Source organism: Chroococcidiopsis thermalis PCC 7203 (assembly GCF_000317125.1).
Taxonomy (GTDB): Bacteria; Cyanobacteriota; Cyanobacteriia; order Cyanobacteriales; family Chroococcidiopsidaceae; genus Chroococcidiopsis; species Chroococcidiopsis thermalis.
The window spans coordinates 1248655-1262339 of record NC_019695.1 but is presented as its reverse complement, the minus strand read 5'-3'; the positions used below and the strand labels follow the sequence as shown (position 1 = coordinate 1262339).

The window sequence follows — 13685 nt, the reverse complement described above, 5'->3', positions numbered from 1 at the left end:
GAGAGGGGTGTGGGGTGTGGTTAGGCACATCAGACTCATCCGCTAGATAGAGTTGCGGGGCAAACAATTCGCACCATTGGCTAGAGGAAAGGAGCTGTTTGGCTTTTTACTATAGTTGGGTGGTTGAGAAAAATTGTGAATAGTTTGACAAATAGACAGTAGAGAGCGCACAGCAGTAATATCTACTTCAAGTAGCGATCGCTCAACTGTATTACATAGACACAAGCCAGGAGCAACACATGACAGCCTCAAACGAACAGCGCAAAATTCGCTATGCCGTAGTTGGATTGGGGTGGATTTCCCAAGTTGCAGTACTACCAGCCTTTGCTAATGCTGAAAATTCTGAATTAGTGGCTCTGATTTCAGACGATCCTACTAAGCGGGAGGAATTGGGCAAAAAATACCAGGTGCAAAAAACTTATTCTTATGCAGAGTACGATCGCTGCCTTGAGAGTGGTGAGGTTGATGCTGTCTATATTGGCTTACCCAACCACCTGCACCGAGAATACACCGTGCGAGCGGCAAAAGCTGGGGTACACGTACTCTGCGAAAAACCAATGGCAGTTACGGAGCAAGACTGCGAGGCAATGATTGCAGCTTGCCAAGATCGTAACGTCAAACTGATGATTGCCTATCGCTTGCATTTCGAGCCTGCAAATATGCAAGCAGTAGAAATTGTGAAATCAGGACAAATTGGCGAACCGCGATTTTTTAGTTCGGTTTTTACCCAGCAGGTAGAAGCGGCGAACGTCCGCGTCAAGAAAGCTTTGGGTGGCGGCGTTCTAGACGATATGGGTATTTACTGCATCAATGCCGCTCGTTATCTATTTCAAGATGAGCCAGTTGAAGTATTCGCTATCAGTGCTAGCAAGCCAGAATCGCGCTTTCAGGAAGTAGCAGAAATGCACAGCGTTATTTTGCGGTTTCCCGAAGATCGGTTAGCGACGTTTACTTGTAGCTTCGGTGCTGCTCCCGTGGCGAACTATCAGATTGTTGGCACAAAAGGAGATTTGAGGCTAGATCCTGGTTATGACTTTCAAGGAGCGCTGACGCACTACTTGACAATCAATGGCAAAACTCAGGAACGGACTTTTCCACCCACCGATCAGTTTGCCGCAGAATTAATTTATTTTGCTGACTGCATACTACAAAACAAAGATCCTGAGCCATCAGGGATTGAGGGTTTAAACGATATTCGCATTATCCGCGCCCTCGATCGCGCTATTGAAACTGGTAACCCTGTCAAGTTAGGCAAGCTAGAAAAGCAACAACACCCCTCAGCCGCTCAAATTATCGAGCGTCCACAGATTCATCAGCCAGAACTAATTCACGCTGCCGATCCTTCAGGAAACTCTTAACGATTAGTCATCATGTCACGAATACTGAATCTGATGCAAGCAAAGGTGATTTTTTGTCCTCTGCTACTATATTTTTAAAATTAAATGCAATATTTTATACTGACAAGTCAAACTACTTTAAAGACTGAAACCCGTTGTTGTGCAAAGCTTTGAAAACGAAAGTAGCTAAGTAAAATCGCTTGCTCTTAGCGATCGGACAACACTCGTGTAATGAGATCGTAAGACTGATGCACGAAAAGATAAGGCTATTTGCCGATCCCGAGCGATTTCAACTCATGAAATAGAGTGGAATAGAGCGACGATCGCTTATGGCAAAGGCTATATTTACGCAAGTATCACTCAATTCTTGACGCTAACATAGTTGTTTTACAGCGCAAACAACACGTATATGGACAAGAAAAAACGATTATGCGCAAAAAAGTTAATTTTAATTATTAATAAAGAATTGAGATTTTTAAGTAGTAAAATTTGCTACATAACTTTTCTTTAACTACGCACACACTTTTTTTAAAAGCTTCTTTTTCGTGAGAATTCTATTACAAATCATTAGAAAAGCTTGGCAAATATCTAAGCATGATTCTGGAAAGTAGCAAACTCTGCCTGTAGTGATTAAGTAGAGTAGCCTTTATATCATATTTTGTCATGCAGTTAGCTAATCGCGTTGCAATTCCACTGCGGACTCTGACTTTACCTGAACAAACCCCCGAGCAACAAAGCATAATAGTATTTCACTCTACAGGCTCTTCAAATTCACAATTATCACGCCCTCACTCTCATACATTTTTTGAACTTTTTTTTGTTGAAGAGGGTGAAGGTTGGTATTCAATAGGCGATCGCCCTATTTGGGCTAAACCTGGAGATCTATTTTTACTCGCTCCTGGTGAGGTTCACGATCCGAGTGGACTCGATGATGCAACTAAGTGGGTTGTTGGTTTTAGTGCCGAAGCTCTTAACCCTACCCGTGCTGAAGCCGATATGCTCTTAATGTTACCCGATCGCCTGCTAAACTCATTTGTTCAAACTGAAAATGCCCGAACCAAACACTATTACGTTCCAACTGAGATTCGATCGCGTTGGTTAATTCTGTTGGAACAGCTCAAAAGCGAACTCTGCGATCGGGGATTTGGTTCTACTGAAGCAACCCGCGCTCTGTTAATTCTATTACTGATAGAAACTGCTAGACTCGCTGCATCTGAACTACCTGAATCAAAAAAATCTTCGCCGCAAGCTCGCCCCATAGTAAAACAAGTTTTGTGCTTCATTGATGCTAATTATCGCAACTCCATCGGACTGCAAGAAGTGGCTAAAGAGGTTAACCTTTCTCCTGCTTATCTCACTGATATGATTCGTCGAGAGACTGGTAAAACTGTACTAAGTTGGATTGTCGAACGTCGGATGACAGAAGCTCGTCGCTTGCTTTTAGAAACCGATCTGGCTGTCATTCAAATTGCTGAAGCAGTTGGCTATTGTGATGCGGGTTATTTCAGTCGCCTATTTCGACGACTGAACGGCACAACCCCCCAGGCATGGCGAGTTATGTATCGCGGCTAGCATAAAAGTTAACAATCAAAAGTTAACAGTCAAAAGTAGGGTGGGCAACGCTCACCCTACTGATTATTTGCACTCAAAGATTTGAATGTAAATTAATCTTTCACTTACATAATTTTAGCTAATTGAAGTCACAAGTAGAGTGGGCAATGCCCACCCTACTGATTATTTGCACTCAAAGATTTGAATGTAAATTAATCTTTCAATTGCATAATTTTAGCGAGATTGAGTGAAGAGAAACTACAAGTATAAAATATCGAATCGATCTGCTAATCTTTTTCATAAAAAATGTCCAATTGTACAAAAAAAATGTCCATTGATGTTCGAGTTTATCTTGCATAAACTAGTAAACATAGAACAAATAGAGCAAGGGCGATCGACCAATGTAATGTAGTCAAACGAGCGGAACTTTAAAACATAGTTCTACTTAACAATTTCTTCAGTTAATGCTCTGATTTGAAAAAAATTGATGATTTTGCGAATAGTAGTTTGTGATTTCTGCATTATATCGATCGCAAAGTTGAAATATCGATACATTTTTGAAGGTTGAGATGATGCAATCAGCCCTAATTCGAGGAAAAAAACAATGAGACAGTTTACAATTAGTACGACCCTAATGGGTAACGTGACTGAAATCAGAGAGCAAGAAGCTGCCTTTCATATTAAATGTAGAAGTGGTGACGAACTCGTCGTTAATGTAGGTAGAGAAACCCAATTTCAGTTTGTACAAAATTTAGATGGAATTAACCGCGATCGCTATCCAACTCCAGAAGGCTTTGCTTGGAGTCCGTCACAGTTAGTCAAAAAATATATTCAACGCGATCGCTTAGTTGCCGTCCAAGGAGTTTATCTTGAAGACGATCCCAATCGCCGCCTCGATGCGCGAATTATTAATATCTTACATGCTCCTGACGGCAAATTCCTATTCGAGCAAACGCATTGGTGGTTGGTTCAAATTGCTCGTTTAGCTGATACTTGGTTAGGTTTCTTATTTCCAAATAAGATGACTTATGAAATTGATGATTTCAAACTGTATCAGACTAACTTAAACATTATCGGTTTGCGTACCGATGATAACCTGCAAGAAAGTTCGACGCTATCGCGATTGATCTACGGTCTCTCTTCTGCTTACTTACTCACTGGATGCGAAAGCTATTTATCAGCGGCGCGTGCGGGAGTTCAGTATCAAAGAGAAACTTTTCGCGGCTTAACTAGCGATGGCAAACATTGTTTTTGGGCATCTGGTAAGCGCAAGACAGATTACAGCTATCAACTGTACATGACATCGCAAAATAGTGACGATCTCAACACAATTCCGCTCTACGAACAAATATATGCCTTAGCTGGATTAGCCCAATACTATCGAATTACTCTCGACTGGGAAGTACTAGATGATATTCAACGAACAATTCGTACCTTTAACGATTACTATCTAGATTTTGAATCGAAGTATGGCGAGAATGCTTTTGGAGATTACTTCTCACACCTCGATTATGCAACCCTAAGTTGGGATAATGAGGCGTTAGGTGACAATCAAGCGAGGAAAAATTGGAATTCCATTGGAGACCATATTCCAGCTTATTTGGTCAATCTGATCTTAGCTCTTGAGCCATTGCCAAGAACTTGTGGCAACTTTGAAGAACTTCAGAAGTTTTTAAATATCTGCAAAAAGATTCTCCACACGACCAGCACGATTATCATCGAGCAGTTTCCCGATCCAGATTCGAGCATACCATTTGTGAACGAGAGGTTTTTCCGCAACTGGCAACCAGATCAATCTTGGCGCTGGCAGCAAAATCGTGCCGTGATCGGACACAACTTAAAGATTGCTTGGAACCTGACTCGCGTTGCTAATTACTACTACTTTACAGCTGATAAATCCGTAGCTGAAAACCCAGAAGCGGCAGAGCCAACAAAACAGTTTGCCGATAAGTTGATGAAGCTTGCAGATAAATTAGGTTCGACAATGGCTGAGATTGGTGTCGATCTATTCCGAGGCGGAATTTTTGATACTGTAGAGCGCCATCCCAGCAACGGATTTCCATTAGAATTCCCTTGGAGCAACACAAAAGACTTTTGGCAACAAGAACAGGCTCTCCTAGCCTACTTAATTCTGCATGGTTGCAGTAATGAAGATGAGACGCAAAAGCAAAAGTATTTAGAACTCGCGCAAGAGACAGCCGCTTTCTGGAATTTATTCTTCCTCGATCAAGACAGCAAAGGGATCTTTTTCCGAGTCACCGAAAGCGGAATGCCCATAATTCAAGGTGGTTATGGGAATAAAGGCGGACACGCGATCTCCGGCTACCATGCCTTCGAGCTAAATTATTTAGCTCATATATACGTGAGTTCTTACGTCACGAAACAACCTTTCTGCCTTTACTTCAAACCGAATAAAAATTGTCGGCAGCGCTCGATCAATGTCTTACCTGATTTTGTCAGACCTCATAGCTTGCAGGTTAGCCGCATCAGCATTGATGGTAGCGATCGCGATGATATCGATCCCGATAACTTCCGAATTAATCTGAGCGAAAAAGAATTTCAACTCGGTTCGGAAGCAGAAATCGTCGTACAACTGAAGCCTTTAAGCGCGTAGGAGCAAACACATGACCGCGAGAATGCTTGAAGGCAAGAAAATCGCCGTACTGGTTGAAACTGAATACATTCCCTACGAGATTGAAGCATATCAAACACGCTTTGCCGAACTAGGTGCAACCGTAGATTTGATGTCTCGGCTATGGGAACAGCCCAGCGTTCGCTTTGCCGCTGATGTCGATAGCGTAGAAGTAGCAGATCGGATCAATAGACAGGAAGCGCCCCTTGCAACATTAGAAGTCAACATAGACTTTCAAAACGTAGATCTCAATGAATATGCAGCTGTCATCATGGCTGCAAATTACACCAGCGTCCGCCTGCGCTACTTTCAACCCCCACAAGGACAACAAATCAGTCCAGAACAGACTCGCACCGCTCCAGCAGTCCAATTCTTCGCTAAAGCAATGGCGAATCCCAAAATCATCAAAGGGCTGCTGTGCCACGGGTTATGGTTGCTTACACCAATGCCAGAGCTACTGAAAGGACGACGAGTGATTTGTCACGAAGTTGTCTTAGCAGACATCACGAATGCAGGTGCAATTTACGTACCACCCCCTGCTAATTCCGAGCCAAACGACCCCAAAAATATTGCGATCGACGGCGACATGGTAACGGGACGAGCAGGACATGATGTTCACGCATTTATCGATGCGATCGCGACTCAAATCAAGCAGAATTCGGAATACCCCTGCGGGGAAGCAAGCTACGGAATTCGGAATTCGGAATTAACTACGCACTAATGTGCGGGCGGTTTTACCTAACAAATAACTTGTGTGGTACAGAAATCTAGGAACAAACTCGCCCCTACAACCAATTACCAACTACCAATTACCAATTACCAATTACCAATTACCAAAAGAGGTTCCAATGACTAGAAAGATTTTGATTATTCTATCGGAATGGGGTTACTGGGGCGAAGAATTGATCGGTCCCCTAGAAACCTTCGATGCTGCTGGGTATCAAGTGGACTTTGCAACGCCAACAGGCAAAAGACCTGTAGCCCTCACCCCTAGCATGGATGCTACATTCGTCGATCCGCCTTTAGGTCGCCCTGTCGTTTCTCAAGAAATGGCAGAGAAAGTCCGCGCTATAGACGACCCCAATAACCCCCGCTTAAATAATCCAATCAGCTTGAGAGATTGGCTACCTGAAAGACCTTATTGGAGTTCTCCTAAATTTCTGCGGGAAATGGAAGCCTACTACCGCAGACTTGAGGAAATCCGCGCCAAAGATTTAAGTCAATACGATTCGATGTTAATCGTTGGTGGTAGCGGTCCTCTGGTGGATTTGGTCAACAACCAAAGAGTCCACGATTTGATCCTCAACTTCTATCAAATGGATAAACCCATTGCTGCCGAATGTTATGGCGTTCCCTGCCTTGCCTTTGCCCGCGACATCAACGATCGCAAAAGCATTATCTGGGGCAAGCACGTTACAGGTCATTGTTTGGAATATGACTACAAAGACGGTACGGGATTTATGGGAGCGAACGTCAATCCTAACTTAGGTGATATTAACTTCGGTCCTCCGTTCTATCCACTAGAGTACATTCTGCGCGATGCTACGGGACCAGAAGGGCAATTCCACGGTAACGTCGGGCATGAAGTTTCAGTCATTGTCGATTACCCCTTCGTCACAGGTCGTTCCACCCCAGACTCCTATGCAACTGGTCAGCGGTTGGTAGAGGTTTTGGAAAAGGGATTGAGACGGTACGGCTGGTAGTGGAAGAGGACAAGGGAGACAAGGGAGACAAGGGAGACAAGGGAGAAATTACAGGTTACTGGTCACTGCTCCCTGCTCCCTCTCTAAAAGGAAAAAATCATGGAAAAAAGAAACGGTAGATTTGCAATTATCGAGCAATTACTTGCTGATGGTATCCGCTACATGTTCGGCAACCCCGGTACATCTGAAGAGGGGTTTCTCGATGCACTCAGCGATTATTATCCAGAATTTGAATACATTCTTGCCTTACAAGAAACGATCGCGGTAGCGGCTGCTGATGGCTACGCTCGCTCTACTAAAAAGCCTACTGTCGTGCAACTGCATAGTGGCGTTGGTCTGGGTAATGGGATCGGAATGTTGTATCAAGCAATGCGCGGTCATGCGCCGCTAGTGGTACTGGCGGGTGAATCTGGCATCCAATACGATGCGATGGATGCGCAGATGGCAGCAGACTTAGTAAGTATGGCAAAGCCCGTCACTAAATGGGCAACTAGGGTCGTTCATCCGAGTTCGCTGCTGCGGGTATTGCGTCGAGCGATCAAAATTGCCGCTACGCCACCGATGGGTCCGGTTTTTGTCTCTCTGCCAATGGATGTGTTGGATGCGCCAAATGAGGAAGAAGTCGTTCCCACCTCGATCCCCATTACGCGAGTTGCTCCCGAACCGGAGGCGATCGCGAAAGCAGCAACAATGTTAGCTACAGCATCCAAACCACTGATTATTGTGGGCGATGGTATAGCTTATTCCGACGCTCAGGTAGAATTAACCCGCGTCGCCGAATTAACTGGCGCTCAAGTCTGGGGTTCGGATTCATCGGAACCAAATATGAGTGCAACCCATCCGTTGTTTGGTGGCTTGCTAGGTCATATGTTTGGCGAAGTCAGCAGTCGCATTACATCTCAAGCTGATGTCGTGCTGATCTGCGGTACATATGTTTTCCCCGAAGTCTTTCCTGCATTATCCGGTGCGTTTGCACCTAATACAAAAATCATTCATATCGATCTGAATGCTTACGAAATTGCTAAAAATTTCCCTGTAGATCTCGGTATAGTCAGCGATCCGAAAATGACCCTTGCTAAATTGGGTGCTGAATTAGAAAAAATAATGACTGCCGAGCAAAAGCGGCTAGTCGGTCAAAGAATTGCCCAAATTGCTGAAACGAAAAAGCAGCACATGACGGAACAGTTTGAAGCTGACAAAGCTGTGCATGACATAGTACCTCTGCATTTATCACAGTTTGCTGAGGAACTCGCCAGACATTTACCACCAAACGCGATCGTCTTCGATGAGGCTATTACTCATTCTGAAGAGCTGTGTCGCTACATTCCACCAACGACGCTGGGACATTATTTTCAGACACGGGGTGGTTCCCTCGGTGTGGGTATTCCTGGTGCAATTGGGATTAAGCTCGCCCATCCCGATAAAACGGCGATCGGTTTTTCGGGTGATGGTGGCGCAATGTACACGATCCAAGCATTGTGGACGGCTGCTCACCACAATATCGACGCTAAATTTGTCATCTGCAACAATCGCAGCTATCGCATTCTAAAGTTGAATATTTTGCAGTATTGGCAAGAACAGCAGCTTCCGCAAGCCGAATTTCCTGCATCTTTCGATTTATGTCATCCCGATCTGCGGTTTGACGAGCTAGCACGGGCGATGGGAGTACAAGCCGTGCGCGTGGAAACACCAGAGCAGATCAAACCCGCGATCGCTCAAGCTCTGTTCCACAACGGTCCTTTCCTGATCGATCTCGTCATCAGTAATGAAGTCCCAGGAGCGATCGGCTAGGGAGAAGAGAGCTGGGGGAGCAATTCAAAATTCAAAATTCAAAATTCAAAATTCAAAATTAATTCTGAATTCTCCCCATCACACCCCACACCCTACACCCCACACCCTTTCTTCACCATGATTCACCAATTAATATTTGCCCATCCCAGACCAGGGATGAGTGAGAAAGATTTTCAAGACTATTGGATTAACATTCATGCGGTAAATTATGCCAGCAAAATTCCTCAAATTAGAAGGTATTTAATCGATCTCAGAATTCCTTTTGGAGCCGAGCCAGTAGATCCGCTTTTTAGTGGTGTTGCTGAAATTTGGTTAGAAAATGAAGCAGAACAAATTGCTTCGCTTCAGTCTAAAGAGTTTATCGAAGGAGCGCGACGAGATGAACCAAACTGGGCAGCATTTTGGCGGACGGTTGGGCTAGATACTACAGCTCACGTTTTAATGGAAGGCGAACCGCTACAAAGAGATTCTAAGCGCATCAAGCTTTTGATTATGGTGAAGCGAAAAGCTGGAATGCCATTAGCAGAGTTTCGCCAAACTATGTTGCACGGTCATGCTGCTAAAGTTATGAAAATTCCAGGTTTGCAACGCTATCTTCAATGCCACGTTCGCGATAGTTTTTACGCGATCGGTGAGTCTATTCTCGACTGTGTATCGCAACTTTGGTTTGATGATTTATCTTCTCTTGAGAAAGCTTTGAATTCGCCAGAATATGAAAATCTAATTCTACCGGAATTTGGGCATCTTTTTGAAACTAATTACGTTCATAGTATGGTGACAAGTGAAAACTGGATTATTGGTCCAGATTTTCGTTAGAGGAGATTATGTTTATGTCGAAAGCAAGTGTAATTGATTTTTTTAGAGTTTGTCATAGCGATACAAAATTGCTAGAAAAATTCGAGCAGAAAAACTTACCCGAAGTTATTTTTCACGCTAAAAGTTTGGGTTACAGCTTTAATGGTGAGGAATTAGCTGAGGTTATTGGAGGTATGGAAGCTCAGATTATTATCGAGAGAATGGGTGAAGCGATCGGCGCTAATAGTAGTTTATGGCGGAAAATGTGGGGCAAGTCTCGCCTGCACTATGTAGTTGAAGAATTATTTCAGGCTTTTTCTGAGGCAGAACTAAAACAGTTTCTTAACTAAGTTTTTAAACTCGTCAAAATCCTATGGCAAGAATAGAAGTCGTTAATTTTTTACAAAAACTCGTCCACCAGTCCGAATTGCAAACCAAATTAAAAACTCTTCCTAAACTAGAAGTTTTGACATATGCAGCGCAAGCAGGTTATAAGTTCACCGAGCAAGAATTCGACGACACTGTTTGGGAACTTGAGATTTATTTAGCGAATAAATTAGGGGAAAATTTCGATTTGACATTTAGTTTGTGGGAAACAATGTGGGGCAAATACTATCTGGAATATCTCGCTGCCAATGTCATTGATAGTTTATCCCAAAAAGAGATTGATGAGTTTCTAAACCGGTAAAAAAGGTGGACTAGTCAATGAATTTTGAACGTACATTTGATTACATTATTGTAGGTGCTGGCGCGGCTGGTTGTGTCATTGCCTACCGACTGATGAAAAATCTGGGTTGTAGCGTTCTGTTACTAGAAGCAGGCAGTCCAGATAGCAACCCCGCTATCCACAACACAGATATGCAGTCGATGACTTCTCTGTGGGGTTCTAATGCAGATTGGGGTTACTCAACCGAACCAGAACCAGGTTTAGGCGATCGCCAAATCTCGATCGCCCAAGGCAAAGTTTTGGGCGGCGGAACTTCAATCAATGCCATGATGTACATTCGAGGCAATCGTCGCGATTACGATCGCTGGAAATATTTAGGTAACGAAGGTTGGAGTTACCAAGAAATCTTACCCTATTTCAAAAAATCGGAAGATTATGAAGGTGGAGCCTCGGAATATCGAGGTGTAGGCGGACCTTTACACGTCATTAACTATCGCAATCCCGCACCTGTATCCCAGGCTTTCGTGTCAGCAGCGATGGAATTGGGTTATGGGGGTAATGACTGGGACTGCAACGGCGCACAACAGGAAAATGGCGCATTTTTCTATCAATCGACTCGCACGCAAGATGATCGGCGTTGCAGTACGGCTGTTGCTTTTCTCAGACCAATTCTCGGACATCCCAATTTTGCAGTAGAAGTTGACGCGCAAGTCACCCGACTTTTATTTGCTAAACAGCGAGTTATTGGCTTGGAATATCTGCAAGACGGCAAAATTCACCAAGTTAAAGCCGAAGCGGAAGTAATTCTTAGTTGTGGTGCATTTGAATCTCCGAAATTATTAATGCTTTCCGGTATTGGAGCCGCCGAACATTTGCAAGCTCATAGTATTCCCCTTGTAGTTGACTTACCTGGAGTTGGCAAAAATCTGCAAGATCATTTGCTATTTGGAGTTGGCTATAGCTGCAAGCAAGAACAACCCGTACCTAATCTGCTTTCCGAAGCAGGTTTATTTACTTATACCAGCAGCGACATCGATCGCAGTACGAACTCACCCGATTTGCAATTCTTTTTTGGACCCGTACAATTTTTAGAACCTCAGTATCGAGTTGATGGTCCTGGCTTTACTTTCGCACCAATTTTAGTGCAGCCGCAAAGTCGAGGTACTGTTTCTTTAAGATCTAACAATCCTCAAGATTTAGCTGTTTTGCGTCCTAATTACTTGCAATCTGAAGCCGATCTCGATGTGTTAATTCGAGGAATTGAATTATCGAGAGAATTAGTGAATACTCGTGCTTTTGATGAATTTCGCGGTGAAGAATTAGCCCCAGGAATTTCTGTCACCAGCAAAGCAGAATTAAGCACCTATATTCGACAAGTTGCTTCTACTGTCTGGCATCCAGTTGGGACTTGCAAAATGGGAAGCGATCGCGATGCCGTTGTTAATTCTCGACTGCAAGTCTATGGAGTAGAAGGATTGCGGGTTGCAGATGCTTCGATTATGCCCACAATTACGAGCGGGAATACGAATGCTCCTACCATCGCTATTGGTGAAAAAGCAGCCGATTTAATTATTGCCACTCGGTAGTTTAGCAAAACTAAAAACAAAAATTAATGAATGGGGGGCGATCGTGACAGAAACTTTTGATTATATTGTTGTCGGTTCGGGCGCAGCAGGTGCAACCGTTGCCTATCGTTTGAGTGAACTTGCTGATGCCAAAGTCTTAATTTTAGAAGCTGGCGGAACTCAAAATTGGGAAGCTATTGACGTTCCCTACCGCTGGAATGAATTGTTATTGACCGAAATCGATTGGGCTTACATGAGCGTTCCCCAACCAGGATTAGCTAACAGACAAATCTATTCTGCGGCTGGCAAACTGATCGGCGGAACTTCCAATATTTATCACATGATTCATACCAGAGGTAAAGCCGCCGATTTTGATGATTGGGCTTACAATGGTTGTGCTGGCTGGTCTTTCAAAGACGTGCTGCCTTATTTTCAAAAACTCGAAAATCAGGAAGACGACACCAACCCTACTGCGGGTAAAGGTGGTCCAATTAATATCATTGATGCCAAATACGAAGGCAATCCAGCTTCACAAACTTTCATCGATGCCTGTGTAGAACTGGGCTATCCTTACGTCAAAGATTTTAATGCCGAGGATTTTGGGGTTGGTTGGCATCACGTTGATATTAAGAATGGCAGAAGAGCGGGAGTTAGAACGGCATATTTAGAACCAGCTTTAGCTCGTCCTAACGTTACTTTAAGCAGCAATTCCCAAGCAACGAAACTGTTAATTGAAAATCATCGCTGTGTAGGGGTTGAATATCAGCAAGACGGAGCTTTAAAGACTGTCAGAGCCGAGCGCGAAGTGATTGTTTGTGCAGGGGCAATTCAATCGCCAAAATTATTGCTGCTTTCAGGTATTGGTAATCCCGAACAACTGCAACAATTCAACATACCTACAGTAGTCGATTTACCGGGTGTAGGAGAAAATTTTCACGACCATCCACTGATTATCGGTCCGATGGGCATGATGACTGAACCAGGAGCCGATCCTAAAGGTAATATGACCGAAGTTGCCTTATTTTGGAAATCTGAACCGTCGATGCTGGTTCCCGACTTAGAAATTTGTTTGGTGCATCGCGCCCCATTTGGCGAATCATTTTTCGGTAACGTCATCCAACGTCTGCAAACAAATCAACCAATTGCGCCAGTCAGCCAGTTAGTCGATCCGAGAATCATTTTGGCGCTACCTGGTTTAGTGCGTCCGCTATCCCGTGGCTGGGTGCGTTTGGCAAGTAGCGATCCGATGGCTAATCCGTTAATTAACGCCAATTATGGCGCAGAAACATCGGACATCGATCGCATGGTCGAGATGGTAAAAATAGCCCGTCAGATTTATCAAACTCAAGCCTTTACTAAGTTAGGTTTGACAGAAATCAATCCAGGTCCAGAAGTCAACACTGAAGCAGCACTTAGAGATTGGGTAATTAACAATGTCGGTTCCTACTACCACTACGTAGGATCTTGCAAAATGGGTGTCGATCGCATGGCAGTTGTAGACACGCAACTCAAAGTTTACGGCGTGGAAGGATTGCGCGTCGCAGATGCTTCCGTCATGCCTGCCATCCCCTCATCCAACCCTCATACAACAATCGTCGCGATCGGCGAAAGAGTCGCAGATTTTATTAAACAACAGAGGTAAAT

General features: G+C 43.9%; 12 protein-coding genes. All 12 read left to right on the top strand.

Annotated features, from left to right (window positions below; translation table 11 throughout):
* The first annotated feature begins 239 nt into the window (after window positions 1-239).
* The 12 genes from CHRO_RS05575 (at window position 240) to CHRO_RS05525 (ending at window position 13683) form a co-directional block, all read left to right on the top strand.
* On the top strand, window positions 240-1358 hold the full coding sequence (locus CHRO_RS05575) for a Gfo/Idh/MocA family protein (protein ID WP_015153208.1): 1119 nt from the start codon (window positions 240-242) through the stop codon (window positions 1356-1358).
* 642 nt (window positions 1359-2000) lie between these two features.
* Window positions 2001-2909 carry an AraC family transcriptional regulator gene (locus CHRO_RS29465; RefSeq protein ID WP_015153207.1) on the top strand — a complete coding sequence of 303 codons (909 nt, stop codon included), beginning with the start codon at window positions 2001-2003 and terminating at the stop codon, window positions 2907-2909.
* Window positions 2910-3492: 583 nt separating this feature from the next.
* The gene (locus CHRO_RS05565; protein WP_015153206.1) at window positions 3493-5502 is read left to right on the top strand and encodes an AGE family epimerase/isomerase; all 2010 of its coding nucleotides are present in this window, start codon (window positions 3493-3495) and stop codon (window positions 5500-5502) included.
* Window positions 5503-5512: 10 nt separating this feature from the next.
* Entirely contained in the window at window positions 5513-6241 is a 729-nt protein-coding gene (locus CHRO_RS05560) for a DJ-1/PfpI family protein (protein ID WP_015153205.1), read from the top strand.
* Window positions 6242-6368: 127 nt separating this feature from the next.
* Complete coding sequence (locus tag CHRO_RS05555; RefSeq protein WP_015153204.1) at window positions 6369-7223, top strand: type 1 glutamine amidotransferase domain-containing protein; 855 nt, start codon at window positions 6369-6371, stop codon at window positions 7221-7223.
* A 99-nt stretch (window positions 7224-7322) separates the two neighbouring features.
* Complete coding sequence (locus CHRO_RS05550) at window positions 7323-9014, top strand: thiamine pyrophosphate-binding protein (RefSeq protein ID WP_015153203.1); 1692 nt, start codon at window positions 7323-7325, stop codon at window positions 9012-9014.
* Window positions 8989-9135: a hypothetical protein gene (locus CHRO_RS31660; protein ID WP_181824276.1), complete on the top strand. Its 147-nt coding sequence runs from the start codon at window positions 8989-8991 to the stop codon at window positions 9133-9135. Before CHRO_RS05550 ends, CHRO_RS31660 begins: the two co-directional genes overlap by 26 nt.
* The gene (locus CHRO_RS05545) at window positions 9132-9830 is read left to right on the top strand and encodes an EthD domain-containing protein (protein WP_015153202.1); all 699 of its coding nucleotides are present in this window, start codon (window positions 9132-9134) and stop codon (window positions 9828-9830) included. The genes CHRO_RS31660 and CHRO_RS05545 overlap by 4 nt, the downstream gene beginning before the upstream one ends.
* Before the next feature lie 14 nt (window positions 9831-9844).
* Window positions 9845-10159 (top strand): Nif11 family protein, encoded by a 315-nt coding sequence (locus tag CHRO_RS05540; protein WP_015153201.1) that lies wholly within the window; start codon window positions 9845-9847, stop codon window positions 10157-10159.
* 23 nt (window positions 10160-10182) lie between these two features.
* Window positions 10183-10497, top strand: coding sequence for a Nif11-like leader peptide family natural product precursor (locus tag CHRO_RS05535; RefSeq protein ID WP_015153200.1), 315 nt, complete (start codon window positions 10183-10185; stop codon window positions 10495-10497).
* A 17-nt stretch (window positions 10498-10514) separates the two neighbouring features.
* Window positions 10515-12062, top strand: a complete 1548-nt coding sequence (locus CHRO_RS05530; protein ID WP_015153199.1) for a GMC family oxidoreductase — start codon at window positions 10515-10517, stop codon at window positions 12060-12062.
* A 43-nt stretch (window positions 12063-12105) separates the two neighbouring features.
* Entirely contained in the window at window positions 12106-13683 is a 1578-nt protein-coding gene (locus tag CHRO_RS05525; RefSeq protein WP_015153198.1) for a GMC family oxidoreductase, read from the top strand.
* The last annotated feature ends 2 nt before the right edge of the window (window positions 13684-13685 follow it).